We start from the raw sequence: 24,466 nt of genomic DNA on the forward strand, positions 1-24,466 counted from the left end.
GCTGAAACTCCTGAGACAGAGGGCGCCGCTATAATAGCCGGCTTTATTGCTTGCCCAGAGACTCACAATGCGCCGTCTGCTGTTCTGCCTGCTGCTTGGTTTGCTTCCACTGTTTGTTCACGCCAGTGACGCGCCGCGACCGAAAGTCGGCCTGGTGCTGTCCGGCGGCGCCGCGCGTGGTCTGGCGCACATCGGTGTGCTCAAAGCCCTGGAAGAGCAAGGCATCAAAATCGATGCGATCGCCGGCACCAGCATGGGCGCGGTGGTCGGCGGGCTGTACGCCTCGGGCTACAAGATCGATGAGCTGGAAAAACTCGCGCTGAACATCGACTGGCAAGCCGCATTGTCCGACGCCCCGCCGCGCGAGGACGTGCCGTTTCGACGCAAACAGGATGACCGCGACTTTCTGGTGAAACAGAAACTCAGCTTTCGCGACGACGGCAGTCTCGGCCTGCCTCTGGGTGTGATTCAGGGCCAGAACCTCGCGCTACTGCTGGAAAGCCTGCTGGCCCACACCAGCGATACCCGGGACTTCGACAAACTGCCGATCCCGTTCCGCGCTGTGGCCACCGACATTGCCAATGGCGAAAAAGTGGTGTTCCGCAAAGGCCACTTGCCTCAGGTGATCCGCGCCAGCATGTCGATCCCGGCGGTGTTCGCCCCGGTCGAGCTCGACGGCCGGCTGTTGGTGGACGGCGGTATGACCGACAATATCCCGCTGGATGTCGCGCGGGAAATGGGCGTTGACGTGGCCATCGTCGTCGACATCGGCACACCGCTGCGCAACCGCAAGCAACTGACCACCGTGGTCGATGTGCTGAACCAGTCGATCACTCTGATGACCCGCAGTAACTCCGAAGAACAACTGGCCGCGCTGAAATCCTCCGATGTACTGATCCAGCCCGCGCTGGCCGCATTCGGTGTCACCGATTTCGGTAAAGCCCAGGACATGATCGACGCCGGTTACCGCGCGACCCGCATCCTCGATGCGCGCCTCGCCGTGCTCAAACCCAAGGAATCCCAAGACGCCGAACTCGCTGCCGCCCGTTCCCCGGGGCAGCGCACGCCGATCATCACCGCGATCCGCGTCGAGAATGACTCAAAAGTCGACGACGACGTGATCCGCTACTACATTCGCCAGCACATTGGCGAGCCGCTGGACCTGGGGCGATTGCACTCGGACATGGGCACCTTGTATGGCCTCGACTACTTCGAACAAGTGCAGTACCGCGTGGTGCACAAGGGCCAGGACCACACACTGGTGATCAGTGCTCGGGGCAAGCGCAGCGGCACCGATTACCTGCGGGTCGGCCTCAATCTGTCCGACGACATGCGTGGCGATAGCGCCTTCAACCTCGGGGCCAGTTACCGCATCAACGGCATCAACCGCCTCGGCGCGGAATGGCTGACCCGCGCGCAGATTGGTGACAAACAAGAGCTGTATACCGAGTTCTATCAACCACTGGACGTCGGTTCGCGCTATTTCGTCGCACCGTACGCCTCGTTTGAAGCACAGAACGTCGAGGCGGTGCTCGATAACGATCCGATCGCACAGTACCGCGTCGAGCGCTACGGTTTCGGCCTTAACTTCGGTCGCCAGATCGGCAACAACGGCGAAGTGCGGTTCGGTGTCGGCGAGGCCTGGGGCAAGGCCGATGTGCGCATTGGTGATCAGGACCTGCCGAGTGAAAACTTCAACGAAGGCTTCTATGCGCTGAAGTATTCGTACGACTCACTGGATAACGTCTACTTCCCTCACGAAGGCAAGGACGTCAGCCTGACGCTGATGCAGTTCGAACCGGGGCTGGGTTCGGATACGCGTTATAGACAGTGGGAGTTCAAACTCGACAAAGCCATGAGCCGTGGCCCGGACACGCTGATTCTCGGAGGGCGCTACGGGCGTACGCTGAACGATGCCAACGTGGTGACGTCGAGCTTTCTGCTCGGCGGCGCGCGGCAATTGTCGGGGTTCCGTGAAGACGCCATTTCCGGGCAAAACGTCAGCCTGATGCGCGCGGTGTACTACCGTCGGTTGACGCCGCGCTCGTATCTGCCGCTGGACTTTCCGCTGTATGCCGGCGCCTCGCTGGAGCGTGGGCGGGCGTGGAACAACGACAATGAGTTCGACAGTGGCTACATCAACGCCGCCAGCGTGTTCATTGGTTTTGACACGCCGCTGGGGCCGTTGAATTTCAGTTACGGGTTGAATGATGCGAATGAGCAGGCGGTTTATCTGAACCTTGGCCAGACCTTCTGACCGGGTCAGGAATTGATGTTGTCTGACCGTCAGTCTTCGCGAGCAGGCTCGCTCCCACAATGGTTCTGCGAATACAGTTCAAATGTGAGAGCGAGCCTGCTCGCGAAAACGATATCAGCGCCACCGCAAATCAATCGGGTATTAGCGAATCCCCGCCAGCAACGTCCGCGCCGTTTGCTTCAAAGGTTCATCACCCTCTTTGAGCAGCTCATTGAGCAACGCAATCGCACTGTCGATATCACCGTCATCAATGCAGGTCTGCGCCTGTTCGAGTTTTCCGGAGTTTTCGTCGTGTAGCGGCTCAGGTGCCTGCAAGTCCAACGGTTGCAACACCAGAGACGGCTCGGCATCGGCAAACTCATTGAGAAAATCTTCATCCAGCGGCTCGGCGTGCGGCTCAGGGATCCACTCAAGTTCAGCGTCCTCGCCGGCCGCTTCCGGCAGTTCAAAATCCTGAGGCAGTATTTTCAGGCTGGTGCCCAGCGCCGAGGTGTCTGCCGCTGGCTCAGTAGTGGCCGTGCGGCTGTCTTCCAAATCCCAACTGGAATCCATCGACAGCTCGCCCAGATTCAACTCGAAATCATCTTCAGGCGCCGGTTGAGCAGTGACAGCAGGCGCCACCGCAATGATGGGCGCCACCGCGGCCAACGGTTCGGCACCCGCCAGTTTCGGATGTCGAACACGAACATCCTGTAACGTCTGGGCATCCACACCCTGTTCACGCAACTGACTTTCCTGCTGTTCATACACGGCGCTGTCACCCTGACGCCCCAAGACTTCGAGCAACTGCAAACCGATATCGGTGCGCTCCGGCTCTTTGTGCAAAGCGTCGCGCAATAACCCAGCAGCTTCGCCCAAGCGGCCGTAGGCCAGATAGATTCCTACCGCCTCCAGCACATCGCCCGCTGCCGGTTCTTCACGGTGTTGGGTTGAGGTGTGAGCCCTGACAGACTCTGCGTTTTCGACTTCATCTACCTCAGGTTCCTCGCTCTGCGGCAACTGCGGCAGCGGTCGATCAGCCTGTTGCGACTGTTGCCGTCGACGGTGCACAAACAGCCCGGCCAAGGCCCCCAACAACAGCAACAGGCCCGCGAACAATGGCCAGTTCAAACCGTCATCTGTGGACTCAACAGGTGCCACAACCGGGGCAGGTGCCGGAGCGACTTCGGTAGGTGGCGGTGCTTTCCTGAGTTCGATCAATTGCGTTTGCAGCTCAGTAATCTGCTTCTTGCCAGCGGCAATCTGCACATCCTGCGTCTGCAGTTTGGCGTTCAGCTCATCGACGCTCTTTTGCAATTGCTGATTCAGCAACGCACTGGCAGCCAGTTGCTCGGCGAGTGCATCGTTGGCCGGCGGATTTGCAGGCGTTGGCGCGGGCACGGCATCGCGTTTGGCCTGAGGTGCCTGCGGCGCTGCGACAACAGGCTCGACGCTGGGAAACGCGGAAGATTGTGCACGCGGATCCGGTTCATCGGTGGCCGGCACGATACCCGGCGACCCCGGAGGGTCGATCAACACCGTGTACTCACGCAGCAAACGGCCATTGGGCTGATTGAGCTGCACAAGGAAATTCAGAAAGGGTTCGTTGACTGGTTTGCTTGACGTGACCCGGATCATCTGGCGATTGCCATGCAGGATCGGGATGAACTTGAGGTCGTTGAGGAAGAACACCCGCTCAACCCCGGCCTCGGCGAATTCATCCGCCGTGGCCAAGCGCACCGTCAGATCGTTTTGCGTCAGCCCGCCGACATCGACCAACGCGATATCGGCCTTGAGCGGCTGATTGAGGCCTGAATGAACGGTGATATCACCTAGCCCCACAGCCATCGACCAGGCCGAATAGCTGAATACGCCAGCGGCCAGCAGCCATTTGGCGCCACCGCGCAGTACCACGTGCCGACTTGCGAGCATGAGCATCCCTTAAATAAGCAAAACCGACTTCTATGCGTTCGCACATCCGGTACGAACACGATATTGCCCAGTAGTTCTTATAGTCGGCTCAGCGCGATCTCTCAAAGATACGGCACGTGGATGTGCCTCAAGATTTTTCCAGGTTGGCCAAAATGTGCCCATGAACCCGCATGCACACTTTCAAATCCGCCTCGTCGACGCCTTCGAACAACTCGTGTCGCAGTTGTGTGGCAATGGTTTCGATTTGTTCGATCAGCGGCAGGGCCGGTGCGCAGAGGACGATTTTTTTCGCCCGGCGGTCTTCCATCACGGACTGGCGTTGCACCAGGCCCTGGCTTTCCAGACTGTCGAGCAAGCGTGCGAGGGTCGGCCCTTCGACGCCAACGCTCTGCGCCAGCTCGCGTTGGGTCGGCGCTTCTTCAAAACGCGCCAGATGCAGCAGCACCAGCCAGCGCGCCTGGGACAGACCCAGCCCGGCCAGTCGGCGGTCCAGTTCGGCACGCCAGCCACGGGACATCTGGGCCAGTTGCATGCCAAAGCGGTGTTGATCGGTTAACGGCATAAAACACTCACGGTTAGACTGAAAATAAAGAAAATCTAATTATTAGCCAGCTAAGCATGAGCTGCAGTTATAGGCAAGTGGCGGTCTGTACTGAATCGTTACATCTTGAGGCTCCCTCACCCTAACCCTCTCCCAAAGGGAGAGGGGACTGAATGGGGGGATGCTTTAGATATTCAGCGACTTGGGAATGCTTTGCTGAATCCGGAATTGGACGGCCCTCACCGTAGCCCTCTCCCAGAGGGAGAGGGGACTGAATGGGGGGATGCTTTAGATATTCAGCGACTTGGGAGTGCTTTGCTGAATCCGGAATTGGACGGCCCTCACCCTAGCCCTCTCCCAGAGGGAGAGGGGACTGAATGGGGGATGGTTCAGGGTTACGCCGACCTGATCCTGCTTTACCGAATCCATAATCGACTGGTTCTTTCAGGTCGATGTCAAACCTCAGACGCCTCGGTCGGCCCCCTCTCCCTCTGGGAGAGGGCTGGGGTGAGGGTCGAGACCGAATTTCACATCTCGAATTCCGACTGCAACGCAGCCCTCACGCAGTAAAGCACGCCTTCCGGCACACGTCCGGCAAACAGCTCCGCAACCTCAGCGACCGATGGCAACTCGCCCTCGCCATCAAGGAACGCGTCCTGCACTTCGCCCATCAACTCTTCCGGCAAGTCCAGCGCTTGCTCGAGCGACAACTGCTGCTTGCCAATGGCCTCAGCGAGCATCGTGTACACATTTTTTTCCGAGCACTGCAACTGTCCGGCGATCTGCAGCGGCGTCATGCCGGCGCGGGCCAGGGTGATCAATTCGTGGCGCACATCGGCCACCGCTTTTGGCGCCTCGGCCTCGCCACCGAGCACTTCGAGGAAGGCATCACCGTAGCGCTCCAGCTTGCGTGCGCCGACACCGCTGACCCGGGCCATTTCCGCCAGCGAGGTCGGCTGGCTGCGGAGCATTTCCAACAACGTGGAATCGGGGAAGATAACGTACGGCGGCACGCCATGCTCTTCGGCCAACTTGCGCCGCAGGGCGCGCAAGGCTTCCCACTGTTCGCGCTCTTCGCCGCGCACCAGTTGGCTGGCTGGGCTCTTGCTGGCGGTTTTGGCCGTAACCTGCGGTTTGAGGTCGCGGCGCAGCTCCAGCGTGACCTCGCCCTTGAGCAATGGCCGGCAACTGTCATTCAAACGCAGACCGCCATAACCTTCGTGATCGACATCCGCCAGACCGCGCGCCACCAATTGACGGAACAGCGAGCGCCACTCGCTCTCGCTCAACGCCTTGCCGACGCCCCACACCGACAGATGCTGATGGCCGAAACTGCGGATTTTTTCGTTGTCCTTGCCCAACAGCACATCAACCAGATGACCTACGCCATAACGCTGGCCGGTACGGAAAATCGCCGACAAGGCCTGACGTGCAGGCTCGGTGGCGTCCCAGGTCTGCACGCCGTCGACACAGTTGTCGCAATGGCCACACGGCTCGGGCATGTCTTCATCGAAGTACGCCAGCAGGGTCTGACGACGGCAGCGGGTCTCTTCACAAAGCGACAGCATGGCGTCGAGCTTGTGTTGCTCCAGACGCTTGTGCCGCTCGTCGCCTTCGGAGTTCTGCAGCATCTGCTTGAGCATCACCACGTCTTGCAGACCGTAGGCCATCCAGGCATCTGCCGGCAGACCGTCACGACCGCCGCGCCCGGTTTCCTGGTAATACGCCTCAAGGGATTTCGGCAAGTCGAGGTGGGCGACGAAACGCACGTTGGGCTTGTCGATGCCCATGCCGAACGCCACGGTAGCGACCATGATCAAGCCTTCCTCGTTGAGGAAGCGTTTCTGATTGAAGGCGCGCAGATCATTGGGCAGACCAGCGTGATACGGCAACGCCGGGAAGCCCTGCTCGCTGAGGAATGCCGCGACTTCCTCGACTTTCTTGCGCGACAGGCAATAGACAATGCCGGCATCGCTGCGCCGCTCAGCGAGGAACGCCAGCAACTGCTTGCGTGGCTGCTCTTTGGGCACGATGCGGTAAAAGATGTTCGGGCGGTCGAAGCTCGACAGGAAGCGTTCGGCATTCTGCAGATGCAGGCGCGTGACGATTTCTTCGCGGGTACGCTTGTCGGCGGTGGCGGTCAGGGCGATGCGCGGTACGTCGGGAAACATCTCGGCCAACTGGCCCAGCTGCAGGTATTCCGGACGGAAATCGTGACCCCATTGCGACACGCAGTGCGCTTCGTCAATGGCGAACAACGCAATGTTCAAGCCTTGCAGGAACGACAGCATGCGCGGCTGCACCAGACGCTCGGGCGCCAGATACAACATCTTCACTTCGCCGCGCTTGATCCGCGCTGCGAGGTCACGCTGCTGTTCAGCGCTCAGGGTGGAGTTCAGCGCGGCGGCGGCCACACCGAGCTCTTCGAGGGTGGCGACCTGATCGTCCATCAGCGCAATCAGCGGCGACACCACCACCGCCAGGCCATCGCGCAACAGCGCCGGCACCTGAAAGCACAGGGACTTGCCGCCACCGGTAGGCATCAGCACCAGCGCATCACCGCCACTGGCCACGCGCTCAATGATTGCACCCTGACGGCCACGGAAACTGTCGTAGCCGAAGATGTCCTTGAGGACGCGTTGAGCCTGTTCGAGCATAAAAACTCCAAAAATCTACCGATACATCCCTGCGCAGGCTGGTTCAGAACAGCCGGAGCTGCTTAAACAAAACGTAAGAGCGCATTGCACGACAACCGCAATGCGGGCAGGGATCGCAAAACGCGGCAGTATACCCGAGCCCTCCCCTGCACAGGGCGACACCCGTCGATACAATCGCTGATACCTGTGTAGGAGCTGCCGAAGGCTGCGATCTTTTGATCATGTCTTTATTAAAAGCAAATCAAAAGATCGCAGCCTTCGGCAGCTCCTACAGGGTGTATGCAGGGTATGACAGGTCAAATCTGCCATGCGGCTGGCTTGAGCGCGCAAGAAGGCCTAGAATTCCCGCATTGTTTATTCCCCAAGGTAGCCCCGTAATGTCCTTCGCTGAGCAACTGACCCGCCTGCAAGTTTTCCTCGACGCCGACGAGCTGCATGACGAGGCGCTGGATTACGTGGCCGCTCACGGCTACCTGACCGCGCTGTCGATCTGCGCTGAAGACGTACCGGAGCGTGAGTGGATCGACGCCCTGTTCGCCGAAGAGCCGCATTACAGCAGCGACGCCCAGCGCGAAGAGATCGAAGCCACCCTGATCGGCCTCAAGGCACACATCGCCCGTCAACTGGCCTCGGATGAAGAGTTCGAACTGCCATGCGAACTGGACCTGGGCGACGAGCCTGATGATTCCGAACTGCGCGGCTGGTGCATCGGTTTCATGGAAGGCGTGTTCCTGCGTGAAGCGGCCTGGTTCGAAACCGCCGAAGAAGAAGTCAGCGAAATGCTCCTGCCGATCATGGTCGGTTCGGGCCTGTTCGACGAACAGCCGGAATTCGAAGACATCGCCAAAGACGCCAACCTGATGGACGACATGATCGTGCAGATCCCGGAAGCCCTGACCGCGCTGTACCTGCTGTGCCAGGCGCCAGACGAAAAACCGGCGATCCTCAAGCCACGTCACCACTAAGATCCGGCCTATGGACAACCCCATAGGCAACCGCCCCCTGATGTTGCGCTACTTCCTGCTGGCCATCGGCTGGCTCAGCGTGGCATTGGGGGTGATCGGGATTTTCCTGCCCGTCCTGCCCACTACCCCTTTCCTTCTGCTCGCCGCGGCGTGCTTCGCGCGCAGCTCTGCGCGTTTCTATCAATGGCTGGTCGAGCATCCCCGACTCGGCCCGTGGATCCGCGATTATCTCGATGGCAACGGCATTCCGCTCAAGGGCAAGGTCTACGCGATCGGGCTGATGTGGGCGAGCATTCTGTTTTCCTGCTACCTGGTGCCGTTGCCGTGGGCGCGGGGGTTTATGTTGACCAGTGCGGTGTTGGTGACGGTTTATATTTTGCGGCAGAAGACCCTGCGCAAATCCTGAAACGCTAAAAGATCGCAGCCTGCGGCAGCTCCTACATGAAGATCTTCTGTAGAAGCTGCCGCAGGCTGCGATCTTTTGACTTTAAACACCAACGTTTAAACCAGACCTGCAAACACTCTCCGAAGCTACACGGCCTTGCGTAATTACCTACAGCTACGCCAGAATCCGCCGGCTTGTGCGCCTTGGGGGCGGGTTCTATTGTGGTTCGGTCGCTGACTTTTCAGTGATCGGGTTTAGCAGCCCGGGTTTTCTCTAGACGCACAAAGTCCGTCGCCGTTATGGCGGCTTTGCGTGGGGCACTTCGGTGCGCCGGGTTCTAGAGTCCTGGTCTGCTAACCCGCGTACAGCCGCCACCTCCTTCGTTAGCAGCGAACGGTGGCAGCTTCACTACTCTAGAGGCTTTAACCATGATCAAACCAACACCCAACCCGCCCGAAACCGATCTCGCCTCACCCTACGAATCCCTCGATTCAAAAAAGCTCAACGACGCCGCCGAACGCGCCCTCGATCATTACCTCTGCCCACCCGGCTCCCCCCCTCCGCCCCGAAAAACCCGCCGGATGTACGCCGTGACCGCAGACTTCAAAAATGAAGAACTGCTGGCCGATGCCAGCGAAACACTCGCCTCAGCCAGAACCATCGCCCATGACTTCGCCCACCTCATACCCGCGTCGCAGCGCAGGACGCTGTTGGGGATCGCGCAATTGATCATGCTCGGGGAGTTGGCGGTGAATCGGGTGATGGATGATCTGGAGTTGCCGCAGTAGGCCAGACAACCGATCGTTCCCACGCTCTGCGTGGGAACGATCACGAATGAGCAACGCCATACCATCAGACAGAAAAAACCCGCCGCCCCATCAACCGGGACGGCGGGTTTTTTCGTTTCAGGCCCGAATCAAAAGCCGCTTACACCGTATCCACCTTCAACGAATGATCATTCAGCATGCCGCTGATGATCGTCGCCGTGTCATGCCCGCCGGCCACCACCCCGCCCGCGCCCGGCGTGACGCCGTAGTGGCTGGCCAGATTGACGCCGGCCAGGTCAATGGTCTGGTTCGGCGTTGCACCGGCCATGGCGCTGACGTCGATGCTGGTGAGCACCGAGGCGCCGCTGCCGGTGACGGTGAAGTGCAGGTAGTCATCCAGTGAGGCGGTGGTGCCGTTTTCACCTTGCAGCAGTTGTGACAAATCGAGCTTGTCAGTGCCGGGGGTGAAGTCGGTGATGAGGTCGTGGCCGCTGTTGCCCTTGAGCCACTGGAAGGTGTCGGCCCCTGCCCCGCCCGTCATCGTGTTGTTGCCCAGGCCGCCGATCAGCAGGTCATCACCGCCACCACCGTTGAGGATGTCGTTACCCAGGCCGCCGTTGATCACGTTGTTATTGTTATCGCCGGTCAGGGTGTCGTTGAAGTTCGAGCCGACGAGGTTCTCGATCCCGGTCAGGGTGTCGGTGCCGGCGCCGAGGGTGTTTTGCGCACCGAGCAGGCCGAGGTTGACCGTGACCCCGGCCGTGGCATGGGCATAACTGGCGGTGTCGCTGCCCGTGCCGCCGTCGAGCAGATCATTGCCCGGGCCGCTGTAGAGCAAGTCGTTGCCGGCGCCGCCATGCAGCTCGTTGTTGCCCGAGCCTGCGGTGAGCACATCGTTGCCGTCGCCGGCGTTGATGATGTTGTCGCCACTGCCGGCCACCAGCACGTCATCCCCCGAGGTACCGGTGAGGGTGTGGCCGTCCTGATAGCTGATGCTCACATTGGCCGTGTCGCTGCCGCCGTGGTTGTCGTTGGCGGTGTAGCTGCCGTGGAAGTCCGGGGTAATGTCATGCGCCCCGGCGTAGTTGAGGGTCATGGTCAGCTGATAGTTTTCCGCCGCGTTGGGGTTACCGCCGCCGCTGGGATTGGCGATGTTGGTGATGTGGATCTGATAGACGCCATCGGCCGACGCGGTGAGGGTTTGCCCGTCCGCCAGGGTTGTGTAGGCGCCACCGTTGATCGAGTACTCCATGGTGACGTGACCGGCCGCCAGGTTGTGATCGAGGTTGAGGGTTTCGCCCTGGCGCAGGTTGACGGTGATGCGGTCTTCATCGTTGGCGTTGCTGTTGGTCACCGCACCGAGATAGCCACTGACCACCAGTACGGCAGTCATGGTCGCGGCGTTGGCACTGAACGAATTACGCACGTTGGCCAGGTTCTGGTTGGCGGCGGTGTTGACGTTGGTGCCGGTGAAGTTGATCGCCCCGGTGCCGGTGAAGTCCGCCGCTTTCGAGACCCAGCCGGTGTTGAAACTGGTGGGCGTGGCATTGAGCGTATCGCCGTTCGGATCGGTGTCATTGGCCAGCAGCAGTTCGCCCGGCACCACAATGTTGCCCGACAGCACGTTGGTGATGACGTGGTCGTCCACCGCCACCGGCGGCGCGTTGGGGATGACTTTCACGGTCAGCGTCGAACTGGCGAGATCGCCGTCGTTGTCGCTGACGGTAAAGCCGATGTTCTCGGTGATGACCACAGCGGTGGTTTTCTGCGAGGTGTAGGTGTAGTCGCCGGTATCGAGGTTGATCAGCAGTGTGCCGCCGTTATTGGTGGCGATGCTCAGCGTGTTGTTCACGGTGTTGAACGTCCCGTGATTGGTGCCGCCGCTTGGCGTCAGCGAGCCTTGGCCGCTGAGAGCTTTCGGATCGTAGGTGTAAGTGGTGCCGTCAACCACGATGGATTTGATGAAGCCGCCATCGGCGCCGAAGGTGCCGCCCTCGCCCAGTAACGAACCGGTGACCGGCGCGCCCTGTACGGTGCCCGACAGTACCGAATTGAGCTGGTTGAGATCGGTGACCACCACCGCATTGGTGTTGGTGTGACTGATGCCGTCATAGGCCAGCGGGTCGAGGTTGGCGTTGCTCACGCCGCTGCCGAGGCCGATCGCGTAGTTCTTGATGTTGTTGGCATCGAGGAAGTTTTTCAGCGCGGCTTCGTCAGCGGCGTTGATGTCGCCTTCGTTGGGTTTGCCGTCGGAGAAGAAGTAACCGACGTTCTGTGCCCCGGTGAGTTTGCCCGAGGTATTGAACGCGGTTTGCATGACCGCCACCGCGGCGTCGTAGTTGGTGCCGCCACCCGCCGTCAGGCCGGCGAGAATCGTCTTCGCGGTCGCCACATCGACCCATACCGAGGTTCGGTCGGTGGCGTTGCTGCTGAAGGTGACGAGCTGGACTTTGACGTCGCCGAGGTCGTCGTACTTGTCGAGCAAGGCACTGATTGCCTGCTTGGCCAGCGCCAGTCGCGACAGGCCCGGCACACCGGAGGCGTCAGCCATACTGCCGGAGATGTCGAGAACGATGAGCAGGTTCGAATCGATCTCCACTGCCGCCACCGAACGATCCGAGGCCACGGCTTTTGGTACGTCATCGACGATGTTCACCACAAGGGTGCTGGTGGTGCTGTTGCCCAGTGCATCGGTGGCTTTGTAGGTGAAGCTTTCGCTGAGAGTGTTCGCCCCGTCGTTGGCGCTCGGCGAGGTTTTCGGCGCCGATGTCAGCGTGTAGGTGTAAGTGCCGTCGGCGTTGAGCTGGATCTGCCCGTAGCTGCCGGTTGCGCTGCCGACCAGGGTGTAGGTGATCGCGCCGGTGCCGCCAGTGACTGCGCCGACCAGCGTGCCGGTGGTGGTTTCACCGGTGTTGCTCGGGTCGCTGCCGGTGACCGTACCGGGGGCCAGATCCGCGCCGTCCTTGCTCAGATCGAGAGCTTTCTCATAGACCGTGACGTCCTGATCGACCGAGGCCACCAGTTTGCTGTCGGCGACGTTGATGGTGATGGTCGTGGTGCTTTCATCGCCGTCGCTGTCGCGGACGGTGTAGGTGAAGGTGTCGGTGGCGCCCGGTGGACTCACCGAGTTCGGGTTGCTGTGATAGACGGCGTTGCCCGCCGCATCGAGGGTCAGGTAACCGAAGTTGCCATTGATGTTGCTGTTGAGGCCGCCGATGGCCGAAGTGCCGGTGTTGCTGCCGGCGCGCACGCCGACCACAGTGGCGGCGCCATCGGCACCGCTGATGTCATTGCCGAGCACACTGACATTGACCGTTCCGCCCTCGGCCACCGAGCCGGTGTCGGGTTTGGCGGTCGGCAGATCATCGATGATATTGACGTTGATCTGACCATTGGCAGTGCTGCCATCGGTGTCCGTCGCCACCACGTTGAAGTTCTCGGTGAGGCTGTTGGCACCGTTGGCATTCGGGTGGGTTTCGTTGTCGACCAAGGTGTAGCTGTAACTCACAACACCGGTCGCTGGGTTGTAACCGGTGACGGTGAAGGTGCTGCCCAGCGGCGAGACGACGGATTGCGGGAAGCCTGCGGCGACACCATTGGTGACCACGGCAATGCCCCCAACGGTGAGGGTTTGCAAGCCATCGAGCGCGGTGACGGTAAAGGTGCCGCTCTGGGTCAGTGCCGGGGTGTCGGGGCTGGTGCCGTCGCTGAGGTTTTTCTCGTAAACGGTGAGTTCGCCGCCATTTACGTCAAGGCCGTTGAGCAGCACCGGATCGTCGTTGTTGTGGATGTTCAGCACCAGGTTGGCGGTACTGGTGTCGCCGTCGGCATCGGTCAGGGTGTAGGTGAACGTCTCGCTGCCGTTACCGCCGCCGTGCAGGTTTTTGAAGTCGGCATCGTTGGGGTTCAGCGTGTAGGTGTACGTGCCGTTGGCGTTGAGCAACAGCGTGCCGTAAGTGCCGGTGAACGTGCCGGCGGTGATCGGCCCGGCATTCGGTCCGGTCGCGACCACATCGGCGCCTTGCACATCGTTGGTCAGCACATTGCCGGTCAGGGTCAGCTGGGTTTCCGAGGCGCTGTTGGCGTTGCTGTCGTTCACCGCTTTCGGCACGTCATCGACGATGCTGACAACAATGGTGCTGGTGACGATGTTGCCCAGTGAATCAGTGGCCTGATAGGTGAAGGTTTCGCTCAGGGTGTTGGCGCCGTCGTCGGCATGCGGCGTGGTGCTCGCCGGCGATGTCAGGGTGTAGGTGTACGTGCCGTTGGGGTTGAGGACGATCTGCCCGTAATTGCCGGTGGCGCTGCCGACCAGCGCATAGCTGATCGCGCCGACCGCCCCGGTGACTGAGCCGACCAGTGTGCCGGACGCGGTTTCGCCGGTGCTGGTCGGGTCGCTGCCAGTGACTGTCCCGGGAGCCAGATCCGCGCCGTCCTTGGTCAGGTCCAGTGCTTTCTCGTAGACGGAGACGTCGGTGTCGCTGGTCGCGCACAGTTTGCTGTTGGCGACATCGATGGTGATGGTGGTGGTGCTTTCATCACCGTCGGAATCGCGCACGGTGTAGGTGAACACATCCATTGCGCCCGGCCCGTTCACCGCATTCGGATTGCTGTGGTAGACCGCGTTGCCGTTGGCGTCCAGGGTCAGGTAGCCGTAGGTGCCGTTGATGTTGCTGTTGAGGCCGCCGATGGCCGAAGTCGAGGTGTCGGCGCCTGCACGCACGCCGACCACTGCACCAGTCACCGCCGGGCCGTCGGCGCCGCCGATGTCATTGTTCAGAACATTGCCGCTGACCGTGCCGCCCTCCGCCACCGACGCGGCGTCAGGATGGGCGCTGGGCAAATCATCGACGATATTGACGTTGATCTGGCCGGTGGCCGTGCTGCCATCGGTGTCGCTGGCAACGACATTGAAGTTCTCGGTGATGCTGTTGGCACCGTTGGCATTCGGATGGGTTTCGTTGTCGACCAAGGTATAGCTGTAACTCACCACGCCGGTGGCCGGGTTGTAACCGGTGATGGTCAACGTGCTGCCGAGCGGCGTGACGATCGATTGCGGGAAGCCTGCGGCTACGCCACCGGTGACCACGTTGATGCCGCCCACAGTCAGGGTTTGCAGACCGTCGAGGGCGGTGACGGTGAAGGTGCCGCTCTGGGTCAACGCGGGAGTGTCGGGGCTGGTGCCGTCACTGAGATTTTTCTCGTAGACGGTGAGTTCGCCGCCGTTGACGTCGAGGCCGTTGAGGTAGACCTGATCGTCATTGTTGTGGATGTTCAGCACCAGGTTCGCGGTGCTGGTATCGCCGTCGGCATCGGTAATGATGTAAGCGAAGGTTTCCGTGCCGTTGCCACCGCCGTGCAGGTTTTTGAAATCGGCATCGTTGATGTTCAGCGTGTAGGTGTACGTGCCGTTGGCGTTGAGCACCAAGGTGCCGTAGGTCCCGGTGAAAGTGCCCGGGGTTACCGGCCCGGTCGGTACACGATCGGCGCCTTGCACATCGTTGGTCAGGACGTTGCCGGTCAGAGTCAGCAAGGTTTCCGACGCGGTGCCGGCGTTGCTGTCATCCACGGCTTTCGGCAAGTCATCGACGATGTTCACGTCGAGTGTGGCGTTGGCAGTGGTGCCGTTGTCATCGACCACGGTAACGGCGAACTGCTCAGGCAGATTGTTCGCGCCGTTGGCGGTTGGGTGGGCTTCGTTGTCGACCAAGGTGTAGCTGTAGCTGACCACGCCGGTAGCCGCGTTGAAACCGGTGATGGTCAGTGTGCTGCCCAACGGAGTGGTCACCGATTGTGGGAAACCTGCGGCTACACCGTTGGTGACGACGGCGATGCCACCGACAGTCAGGGTCGTCACGCCATCGAGTGCGGTGATGGTGAACGTGCCGCTCTGGGTCAGCGCAGTGGAATCCGGTGCACTGCCGTCGCTGAGATTTTTCTCGTAAACGCTGAGTTCGCCGCCGTTGACGTCGAGGCCGTTGATGATCACCGGATCGTCGTTATTGTGGATTTGCAAAACGAGGTTGGCGGTGCTGGTGTCGCCGTCTGCGTCGGTGATGGTGTAGGCGAAGGTGTCTGTGCCATTGCCGCCGCCGTGCAGATTTTTGAAATCGGCATCGCTGGTATTGAGAGTGTAGGTGTACGTGCCGTCGGCGTTCAAAACCAAGGTGCCGTAAGTGCCGGTGAATGTCCCCGGGGTCACTGGTCCGGTGGGTACGCGGTCAGCACCTTGCACATCGTTGGTCAGCACGTTGCCGGTCAGGGTCAGCAGAGTTTCCGACGCGGTGCCTGCGTTGCTGTCATCCACGGCTTTGGGCAGATCATCGACGATGTTTACGTCGAGGGTGGCATTGGCGGTGGTGCCGTTGTCATCCACCACGGTAACGGCGAACTGCTCAGGCAGGTTATTTGCGCCATTGGCGATTGGATGCGCTTCGTTGTCGACCAGGGTGTAGCTGTAGCTGACTACGCCGGTGGTGGCGTTGAAACCGGTGATGGTCAGTGTGCTGCCCAATGGCGTGGTCACGGATTGCGGAAAGCCTGCGGCTACACCATTGGTGACCACGGCGATGCCACCGACAGTCAGGGTCGTCACGCCGTCGAGTGCGGTGATGGTGAACGTGCCGCTTTGGGTCAACGCGGTGGAATCCGGTGCGCTGCCGTCAGTGAGGTTTTTCTCGTAGACGGTGAGTTCACCGCCATTCACGTCGAGGCCGTTGATGATCACCGGATCGTCATTGTTGTGGATCTGCAGAACGAGGTTGGCGGTGCTGGTATCGCCGTCTGCATCGGTGATGGTGTAGGCGAAGGTCTCTGTGCCGTTGCCGCCGCCGTGCAGATTTTTGAAGTCCGCGTCGCTGGTGTTCAGCGTATAGGTGTACGTGCCGTTGGCATTCAGTACCAAGGTGCCGTAAGTCCCGGTGAAAGTGCCCGGGGTGACCGGTCCGGTGGACACGCGGTCGGCGCCTTGCACATCGTTGGTCAGGACGTTGCCGGTCAGGGTCAGCAGGGTTTCCGAAGCGGTGCCATTGGTGTCGTCAACCGCTTGGGGAACATCGTCGACGATGTTCACGTCCAGCGTGCCATTGGCGGTGGTGCCGTTATCGTCGATCACCGTGACGGCGAACTGCTCAGGCAGATTGTTTGCGCCGTTGGCGGTTGGATGCGCCTCGTTGTCGACCAGGGTGTAGCTGTAACTGACCGCGCCCGTTGCGGCATTGAACCCGGTAATCGTCAGCGTGCTGCCCAAGGGTGTGGTGATTGATTGCGGGAAACCTGCCGCTACACCGTTGGTGACGACGGCAATGCCGCCGACAATCAGGCTCGTCACGCCATCGAGTGCAGTGATGGTGAAGGTACCGTTCTGGGTCAGTGCGGTGGCGTCCGGTGCACTGCCGTCACTGAGGTTTTTCTCGTAAACCGTCAGCTCGCCGCCTTCGACATTCAAGCCATTGATAACCACCGGATCATCATTGTTGTGGATCTGCAGGACGAGGTTGGCGGTGCTGGTATCACCGTCGGAATCGGTGATGGTGTAGGCGAAGGTTTCCGTGCCATTGCCGCCGCCGTGCAGGTTCTTGAAGTCGGCATCGCTGGTGTTCAGCGTGTAGGTGTACGTGCCGTCGGCGTTCAGCACCAAGGTGCCGTAAGTGCCAGTGAATGTGCCTGGGGTGACTGGCCCGGTGGGCACGCGATCAGCCCCCTGCACATCGTTAGTCAACACGTTGCCGGTCAGTGTCAGCTGCGTTTCAGTCGCCGTGCCATTGCTGTCATCAAAGGCTTTGGGCACGTCGTCGGTGATATTAACGTCGAGCGTGCCGGTCGCGGTGTCGCCATTGCTGTCGCCGGCAATCACGGTGAACTGTTCGCTGAGATTATTCGCGCCATCGCCGGCCGCGTGGTTTTCATTGCCGTTGAGGGTGTAGCTGTAACTGACCACGCCGGTCGCCGAGTTGTAACCAGTGACGGTCAGGGTGTTGCCCAGTTGCGTGGTGATTGATTGCGGGAAGCCGATCGGCACACCGCCGATGATTACGTTGATGCCGCCGATGCTCAGGCTGGTCAGACCGTCCGGCGCCGAGACGGTGAAGCTGCCGTTTTGCGTCAGTGCGCCAGGGTTGGCCGCAGAACCGCCGGGCAGATTGGCCTCATTGACGTTCAGCTCGCCGCCAGCCACGTTCAGGCCAGTGAGGGTCACCGGATTGTTCACCGGAGGCGGCACTACGACTGCCGGGGTGTCATCGCCGTTGTCGATCACCGCGTTATGGCGTTCTTCAGGGAATTCGGGAATACCGCCGAACCCAGCGGTGGGGAAACCGATGATCGGGTCAACACGTCCGCCAACTTCCGTCAGCAGGACAAAACTGTGGCCGCCGCCCGCCTCTCCCGGTGCGCCGCCCGGGGCATTCGGACCGGCCGCGGTGGCTTCAGCGGTTTGGCTCGGGTCGTCACCGGCGGCGATGGCTTTCTGGATCCGCTCAACGTCGGTCAATTGCGCGTCGCTCGGGGTCACTGCCTCAGCGGCATTTACATGCGCCGCCTGACCCGCCAGCAGTTCACCGGTCATGGTCATGCTGCTGCCGCGTCCGAGGGTCAGTTCCTTGCCGTTTTCCAGCTTCACCGCCACCGCGCCTTCCGCGCCAGTAATCAGTTGATCACCTGCTACCAGGCGATCCCCCTCAACCAGTGCGCGCTTAGTGCCGTCGGCTGACTGGGCGAAAACCTGGCCAATGACTTTGGTGACTATCCCGATGAGCGTTGCCATGTGAAATCCTCCGCTGCCGACCACCGTCGGCACTGGTAAGCGAAGCAGCCCATGGCTCAATCGGGTTGTCGGAGGGGACGCTCGCACCCTCGACAGTTCGTTTCGCAGGCGGCCTCTTTCGGAAACATCAGTGCTATCAAGCACTTCCGCATCCTGATCAAAGCCATACGCCCACTAACGCTACGTAACGGTGGTGAATCACTTGAGTGACAAAAAAATGTCGCTCATCAACCGCTACGCGTCCCTCCCCTTCAGCATTACTTCGCCGTATGTCGCAAAGTGAGTGGAACTTTCCTCAAGCCTTTTTGCGCTCCCTAAAGCGCATAAAACAAAGGCTTTCATGCTGAACAATGTGCCGGTTTTTACAAAGCGCATAAGTTTTTTTCGGCATAAGCCTTATGAAAATTTTTTCTTAGCTACGCTTCAGGATGTTCTTAGCTCTGTTGTTACAAGAGTGAAACGCTTACACCTAAAAATATCGTCAAATATTTGGCGACAGTAACACACCATCAGGACTCAGGGAGATGCACCCATGCGCGTTCTAACCCCCCTCTGCAGCGCGGTTTTGCTGGCCATGGCTTGCACTTCTCAAGCCCAGGCCATGAACCTTACCGAGGCTATTCAAAGCACCATCGCCACGCACCCGGAACTGGCCTCGCGCGTGGACGCCCGCCTGTCGGCTGATGAACAAGTCAAAGTGGCCAAGGGTGGCTTCTATCCGTCCGTCGATTTGAACGCCGCGTATGGCCGTGGCTACAGCGACAACACCAACACTCGGGCTTTCGGTAATCACCACACCGAAATCCTCAATTACACCCAGTCCGAGCTGCGTCTGCGGCAGATGCTGTTCGACGGTTTCAACACCGCCAACGAAGTCGAGCGCACCAAAGGCGTGTCCAATTCGCGCGCGTACTACGCGCAAGGCACTGCCCAGGATCTGGCTCTGCGCACCATTGAGGTCTACCTCGAAGTGCTCAAGCGTCGTGAACTGGTGACACTGGCCAAGAACAACCTGCAGGCGCATTTGCGCGTCAACGATCAGATCGGCCTGCGCACCGAGCGTGGCGTCGGCAGCACCGCTGACTCCGATCAATCGGTCGCTCGTAAGGCCTTGGCACAGAACAACCTCGACACCGCCGAAGTCGATCTGTCTGACGCCGAAGCCAACTTCTACAGCGTGGTCGGGCGCATGCCCGATGAGCTGGAAACCCCGGCCTCAACCCGTGGCGAACTGCCGACCGAATTGCGTGAAGCCCAGCAGAGCATGGTCGACAACAACCCGTATCTGAAGTCCGCCCAGGCTGACGTGCAATCGGCCGAGAGCCAGTACGAAGTCGCCAAGTCGCCGTTCTATCCACGCTTCGACGCGGAAGCGGCCGTCGGCGCGAACAACAATGTGCAAGGCGATGAAGGCCACGACAACGAATGGCGCGTGGGTGTGGTGATGAACTACAACCTGTTCCGTGGCGGCAGCGACAAGGCGCGCCTGGCCTCCGATGCGCACCAGATCAATCAGGCGATGGACATCCGCAACAACGCCCTGCGTCAACTCAACGAGAACATTCGCCTGGCGTGGAACGCCATGGAAAACGCGAAGAAACAGACCCCGACCGCCCGCGAATACGCGGAAACCACCAAACGTGTACGCGCGGCGTATCAGGATCAGTTCGGCCTGGGCCAACGCACCCTGCTCGACTTGCTCGACAGTGAGAACGAGCTCTACAACGCCAACCGTCGCTACACCGAAATCCGCTACACCGAGGAATATTCGATGTACCGCGTGCTGGCAAACATGGGCCAGTTGCTGAGCAAACAACGGGTGGTGCTGCCGGCCGATGCGATCGCCGCGACCGAAGTGAAAAACGAAGCGCGCCTGCCCGAACTGAAATAACCAACGCAGGAGTCAGCTTTGCCCTGATCGTTCCCACGCTCCGCGTGGGAATGCAGCCCGTGACGCTCCGCGTCACTGGACGCAGAGCGTCCCTAGAGGCATTCCCACGCAGAGCGTGGGAACGATCAATGAAGCGGTAACAGGGGAGCGATCAATATGACCAGCATGGAACCCGGCCACACCGGGATCGATCCGCGGCTGAGCTTCGATGATCCGTTACTCGACGGTCTGTTGATCCTCTGCAAACTGCATGGCGCGACGGTCAGTCGCGCCAGCCTGAGTGCCGGGCTGCCCCTGAACAAGCAACGCCTGAGTCTGGACCTGCTGCCCCGCGCCGCCGCCCGGGCCGGGTTGCAGGCACGGATTCTGCGCCGCGAGCTGAAAGACATCTCGCCGCTCAATCTGCCGATCCTGCTGCTGCTCAACGACGGCCGCACCGCCGTATTGCGGCGCTTCGGCGACGACGGCAAAGCGCTGATCCTGCCCAGCGAAGCCGATGGCGGCGAGCAATGGATCAGCCGCGAAGAACTCAGCGAGCACTACAGCGGCCAGGCTTTGTTCGCCCGTCCGCGCCACGAACTCGAAGACCTGCGCTCGCCGCTGGTGCCACGGGTACATGCGTGGTTTCGCGACACCCTGAAGCTGTCGAAATGGTTGTATAGCGATGCGATTCTCGCCAGTTTCCTGATCAACCTTTTAGGCCTGATGGTGCCGCTGTTCGTTATGCAAACCTACGACCGTGTGGTGCCGAATCAGGCCACGTCGACACTGTGGGTGCTGTCGATCGGGCTGTTGATCGGCACCGGTTTCGAACTGGTGTTACGCGTGGTGCGCGCGCACCTGCTGGATACCGCCGGCAAGAAAACCGATGTGATCCTTTCCGCGACTTTGTTCGAGCGCATCACCGGCATGTCGATGAAGGCACGGCCGGCGACCATCGGCGGTTTCGCCCAGAGCATTCATGACTTCCAGGGCCTGCGCGAATTCCTCACAGCGGTGACCCTGACCAGCCTGATCGACCTGCCCTTCGTCGTGCTGATGCTGGTGGTGATCGGCCTGCTCGGCGGCTGGCTGGTGGTGATTCCGCTGCTGGCGTTTCCGATCACCATTATCTTCGCAATGATCATTCAGGTACGTCTGCGTGACACCGTGCAAAAGAGCCTGAGCCTCGGCGCCGAACGTCAGGCGGTACTGATCGAAACCCTCGGCGGCCTGGAAACCCTCAAGGCCTGCAGCGCCGAAAGCGAGCGCCAGCACAAATGGGAAAGCACCCACGGCGCCCTCACCCGCCTCGACAGCCATGCACGCAATCTGTCGGCACTGGCCACCAACGGCACGTTGTTCATTCAACAGTTCTCGGGGATGGCGACGATTGTCGCCGGGGTCTACAGCATCATCGCTGGAAACCTCAGCGTCGGTGCGCTGGTTGCCAGTTACATGCTCGGCAGCCGTGTACTAGCGCCGCTGGGGCAGATTGCCGGGCTGATCACCCGCTATCAGCAAGCGCAACTGACCATGAAAAGCACCGATGCGCTGATGGCCTTGCCGCAGGAACGCGACGGCAAGCAGCGGCCGCTGGAGCGCACGCAACTGCAAGGCGCGCTCGACGTCAGCGGCGTGACCTTTCACTACAACGGCCAGAATGCGCCGGCACTGAGCAATGTCAGCTTCAGCCTGAAACCCGGTGAACGGGTCGGCATCATCGGCCGCAGCGGTTCGGGCAAAAGCACCTTGGCGCGATTGGTCATGGGTTTCTATGAACCCGAAGAAGGCCAACTGTTGCTTGACGGTCTCGACCTGCGCCAACTCGATGTCGCTGACCTGCGCCAGCAGATCGGCTACGTCGCTCACGATCTGCCGCTGCTGGCCGGCAGCCTGCGTGACAACCTGACCCTCGGCGCACGCTACATCAGCGATGCGCGGATGCTCGAAGTCGCCGAACTGACCGGCGTTACCGAACTTGCCCGCCAGCATCCGCAAGGTTTCGACCGGCCGGTGGGCGAGCGCGGGCAATTGCTCTCCGGCGGCCAACGTCAGGCCGTTTTGCTCGCACGGTCGCTGCTGCTCGACCCGCCGATCATGCTGCTCGACGAACCCACCAGCGCCATGGACAACAGCAGCGAGGACTTACTGCGGCAGAAGCTGCACGGCTGGGTGCAAGGCAAGACACTGCTGCTGGTCACCCACCGCACTTCAATGCTGAGTCTGGTGGACCGCTTGCTGGTGCTGGACAACGGCCGGGTCGTCGCCGACGGCCCGAAAGAAGCGGTCATCGATGCACTGCGCAAGGGCCGTGTCGGCTCGGCGGCGGTTTAGGAGTTGCCCCATGTCTGCTTCCACCGATAGCAAAGAGCGCGGCTACTTCGACAGTTTCGGCAAAAGCGCCGAAGCCGAATTCATGCCGGAAACCGCCGGTGCCTCGTTACAGGATTCGCCGCGCTGGTCGCGGATCACCGTGTGGCTGGCGGCGGCGCTGCTGATCAGCGCGGTGGTCTGGGCCAAATTCGCCGTGCTCGAAGAAGTGACCATGGGCGAAGGCAAGGCGATTCCTTCGAGCAAGATTCAGGTGATCCAGAACCTTGAGGGCGGCATCGTCACCGAAATCTTTGTACGTGAAGGGCAGATGGTGAACAAAGGCGATACCCTGCTGCGTCTGGATGACACGCGCTTTCGCTCGAACAAGGGCGAAAGCGAGGCGGATCGTTATGCGCTGACGGCGCAGGTCGAACGGCTGTCGGCGGAGGCCGAAGGTCGGCCGTTCAAGCTCTCCGATGAAGTGATCGCCAAAGCCCCGCAAGTCGCCGAAGACGAGCGCTCGCTGTATGAACAACGTCAGCGCCGGCTGGCCAGCGAGCAGCGCACGCTCAGCGAACAACTGCGGCAGAAGACTCAGGAACTCGCCGAGTTTCGCTCCAAGCAGGGTCAGTTCAGCTCAAGTCTGGCGTTGCTGCAGCAAGAAATGAACATGTCCGAGCCGCTGGTGAAAACCGGTGCGGTATCACCGGTGGAAATCCTCCGACTCAAGCGCAGCGCGGTAGAAATCCGCGGCTCATTGAACGCGACGACGCTGGCGATCCCCCGCGCCGAATCGGCGATTGCCGAGATCCGCAGCAAGATCGACGAGTCGGAACAAACCTTCCGTTCGGAAGCGGCGAAAGAGCTGAATGAGAAACGCACCGACCTGTCGAAAATCACCGCCACCAGCATCGCCATCGACGACCGCGTCACCCGCACGACGGTGACCTCTCCGGTGCACGGGGTGATCAAGCAATTGAAGGTCAACACCATCGGCGGCGTGGTTCAGCCGGGCAGCGACATGGTTGAAATCGTACCGTTGGAAGACAACCTGTTGATCGAGGCCAAAGTGCGGCCGCAGGATGTCGCGTTCCTGCATCCGGGCCAGAAAGCCATGGTCAAGTTCAGTGCCTACGACTACACGATCTACGGCGGACTGAGTGCCAAACTGGAGCTGATCGGTGCCGACACGATTACCGATGACAAGGGCAACAGCTTTTATCTGATTCAGGTGCGCACCGATAAAAACCATTTGGGCGGGGATGTGAAACCGTTGCTGATTATTCCGGGGATGGTGGCGACGGTGGACATTATTACCGGGGAAAAAAGTGTCCTGGATTACCTGCTCAAGCCAGTGTTGAAAGCGCGGACCGAGGCGATGCGCGAACGCTAGCCAATGATCGTTCCCACGCTCCGCGTGGGAACGATCATTTGTCGCCATGGTTACGCTGGAAGGTCTCCTCGCCCATCGCCGCAATCTGCCCCTCGATCAACGCCTCGAACGGCTTGAGCAAAGGCTCGAATGAAGCCGGCGCCTCCAGCGTTTGCAACGCCTGCACAATCGCCTCGATGGTCGACAACGCCCCCGGCCCCGGAGCCTTGCGCAAACGATACCGCGACACCCCGCCCTCGGCCAGCGTCACCCGTGGCAGCGCCGCCAGCAACGGATTGAGGTGCAACATCTTGCGCGCCTTGCGCCAGGTGCCATCCGGCACCACCAGCAACAACGGTTCCTCGGACTCACCGTAAGCCTGCATCGGCTGCGCGTCATCGGCCGGAAACAACAACCGCGCCTGATACCCCGGGCGGTTCAACAGCGCCGGCAAATCCTCGAACACCTCACCGACGATCAGCTCGGCATTGCTCAACCCCAGCGCTGCCAGACGCGCGGTATTCAACGCGTGATGAACCTCGCTCGGATGCTGCAACAGCAACACCCGCGTGCGACTGTCGAGGCTCGGGATCAGCGGGCACAGGCAATGGGTTTGGGGGCGCAGGCAGCGCGGGCATTGAGGTCTGGACATACTTCTTTT

General features: G+C 60.6%; 12 protein-coding genes. 7 read left to right on the plus strand and 5 right to left on the minus strand.

Annotated elements, in window-relative coordinates:
* Positions 1-67 precede the first annotated feature (67 nt).
* Entirely contained in the window at positions 68-2,257 is a 2,190-nt protein-coding gene (locus tag CKW14_RS14885; RefSeq protein ID WP_095050134.1) for a patatin-like phospholipase family protein, read from the plus strand.
* A 141-nt stretch (positions 2,258-2,398) separates the two neighbouring features.
* On the opposite strand, the gene CKW14_RS14890 is transcribed toward CKW14_RS14885, so the two are convergent.
* The 3 genes from CKW14_RS14890 to recQ form a co-directional block, all read right to left on the minus strand.
* Positions 2,399-4,168 (minus strand): FimV/HubP family polar landmark protein, encoded by a 1,770-nt coding sequence (locus tag CKW14_RS14890; protein WP_095125544.1) that lies wholly within the window; start codon positions 4,166-4,168, stop codon positions 2,399-2,401.
* A 127-nt stretch (positions 4,169-4,295) separates the two neighbouring features.
* Positions 4,296-4,730: a MarR family transcriptional regulator gene (locus CKW14_RS14895; protein WP_007919713.1), complete on the minus strand. Its 435-nt coding sequence runs from the start codon at positions 4,728-4,730 to the stop codon at positions 4,296-4,298.
* Positions 4,731-5,236: 506 nt separating this feature from the next.
* Positions 5,237-7,366 carry a DNA helicase RecQ gene (recQ, locus tag CKW14_RS14900; protein WP_093442610.1) on the minus strand — a complete coding sequence of 710 codons (2,130 nt, stop codon included), beginning with the start codon at positions 7,364-7,366 and terminating at the stop codon, positions 5,237-5,239.
* A gap of 377 nt (positions 7,367-7,743) precedes the next feature.
* On the opposite strand from recQ, the gene CKW14_RS14905 reads away from it, so the two are divergent.
* The 3 genes from CKW14_RS14905 (at position 7,744) to CKW14_RS14915 (ending at position 9,504) form a co-directional block, all read left to right on the plus strand.
* Entirely contained in the window at positions 7,744-8,331 is a 588-nt protein-coding gene (locus CKW14_RS14905; protein ID WP_016984205.1) for a YecA family protein, read from the plus strand.
* A 10-nt stretch (positions 8,332-8,341) separates the two neighbouring features.
* On the plus strand, positions 8,342-8,737 hold the full coding sequence (locus CKW14_RS14910; protein ID WP_095125545.1) for a YbaN family protein: 396 nt from the start codon (positions 8,342-8,344) through the stop codon (positions 8,735-8,737).
* A gap of 407 nt (positions 8,738-9,144) precedes the next feature.
* The gene (locus tag CKW14_RS14915; RefSeq protein WP_095049306.1) at positions 9,145-9,504 is read left to right on the plus strand and encodes a DUF6124 family protein; all 360 of its coding nucleotides are present in this window, start codon (positions 9,145-9,147) and stop codon (positions 9,502-9,504) included.
* A gap of 139 nt (positions 9,505-9,643) precedes the next feature.
* Here CKW14_RS14915 and CKW14_RS14920 read toward each other — a convergent pair whose 3' ends face one another.
* A complete protein-coding gene (locus CKW14_RS14920) occupies positions 9,644-18,247 on the minus strand; it encodes a retention module-containing protein (protein WP_095125546.1) in 8,604 nt (2,867 codons plus the stop codon).
* Between the two features lie 532 nt (positions 18,248-18,779).
* On the opposite strand from CKW14_RS14920, the gene CKW14_RS14925 reads away from it, so the two are divergent.
* The 3 genes from CKW14_RS14925 to CKW14_RS14935 all read left to right on the plus strand — a co-directional run bounded on the left by CKW14_RS14925 (position 18,780) and on the right by CKW14_RS14935 (position 23,826).
* A complete protein-coding gene (locus CKW14_RS14925) occupies positions 18,780-20,138 on the plus strand; it encodes a TolC family outer membrane protein (protein ID WP_095125547.1) in 1,359 nt (452 codons plus the stop codon).
* Positions 20,139-20,294: 156 nt separating this feature from the next.
* Complete coding sequence (locus CKW14_RS14930) at positions 20,295-22,454, plus strand: type I secretion system permease/ATPase (protein ID WP_095125548.1); 2,160 nt, start codon at positions 20,295-20,297, stop codon at positions 22,452-22,454.
* Between the two features lie 10 nt (positions 22,455-22,464).
* Complete coding sequence (locus CKW14_RS14935; protein WP_095049302.1) at positions 22,465-23,826, plus strand: HlyD family type I secretion periplasmic adaptor subunit; 1,362 nt, start codon at positions 22,465-22,467, stop codon at positions 23,824-23,826.
* Between the two features lie 34 nt (positions 23,827-23,860).
* On the opposite strand, the gene CKW14_RS14940 is transcribed toward CKW14_RS14935, so the two are convergent.
* Positions 23,861-24,457, minus strand: a complete 597-nt coding sequence (locus tag CKW14_RS14940) for a tRNA-uridine aminocarboxypropyltransferase (RefSeq protein WP_095049301.1) — start codon at positions 24,455-24,457, stop codon at positions 23,861-23,863.
* Between the last annotated feature and the right edge of the window lie 9 nt (positions 24,458-24,466).

The sequence above is a fragment of the Pseudomonas sp. Irchel s3a12 genome (assembly GCF_900187485.1).
In the GTDB taxonomy this organism is placed as follows: domain Bacteria; phylum Pseudomonadota; class Gammaproteobacteria; order Pseudomonadales; family Pseudomonadaceae; genus Aquipseudomonas; species Aquipseudomonas neuropathica.

Coding starts and splice junctions, on each gene's coding strand:
- CKW14_RS14885 (WP_095050134.1), top strand. CDS start 68: ATGCGCCGTCTGCTGTTCTGCCTGCTGCTTGGTTTGCTTCCACTGTTT.
- CKW14_RS14890 (WP_095125544.1), bottom strand. CDS start 4,168: ATGCTCGCAAGTCGGCACGTGGTACTGCGCGGTGGCGCCAAATGGCTG.
- CKW14_RS14895 (WP_007919713.1), bottom strand. CDS start 4,730: ATGCCGTTAACCGATCAACACCGCTTTGGCATGCAACTGGCCCAGATG.
- recQ (WP_093442610.1), bottom strand. CDS start 7,366: ATGCTCGAACAGGCTCAACGCGTCCTCAAGGACATCTTCGGCTACGAC.
- CKW14_RS14905 (WP_016984205.1), top strand. CDS start 7,744: ATGTCCTTCGCTGAGCAACTGACCCGCCTGCAAGTTTTCCTCGACGCC.
- CKW14_RS14910 (WP_095125545.1), top strand. CDS start 8,342: ATGGACAACCCCATAGGCAACCGCCCCCTGATGTTGCGCTACTTCCTG.
- CKW14_RS14915 (WP_095049306.1), top strand. CDS start 9,145: ATGATCAAACCAACACCCAACCCGCCCGAAACCGATCTCGCCTCACCC.
- CKW14_RS14920 (WP_095125546.1), bottom strand. CDS start 18,247: ATGGCAACGCTCATCGGGATAGTCACCAAAGTCATTGGCCAGGTTTTC.
- CKW14_RS14925 (WP_095125547.1), top strand. CDS start 18,780: ATGCGCGTTCTAACCCCCCTCTGCAGCGCGGTTTTGCTGGCCATGGCT.
- CKW14_RS14930 (WP_095125548.1), top strand. CDS start 20,295: ATGACCAGCATGGAACCCGGCCACACCGGGATCGATCCGCGGCTGAGC.
- CKW14_RS14935 (WP_095049302.1), top strand. CDS start 22,465: ATGTCTGCTTCCACCGATAGCAAAGAGCGCGGCTACTTCGACAGTTTC.
- CKW14_RS14940 (WP_095049301.1), bottom strand. CDS start 24,457: ATGTCCAGACCTCAATGCCCGCGCTGCCTGCGCCCCCAAACCCATTGC.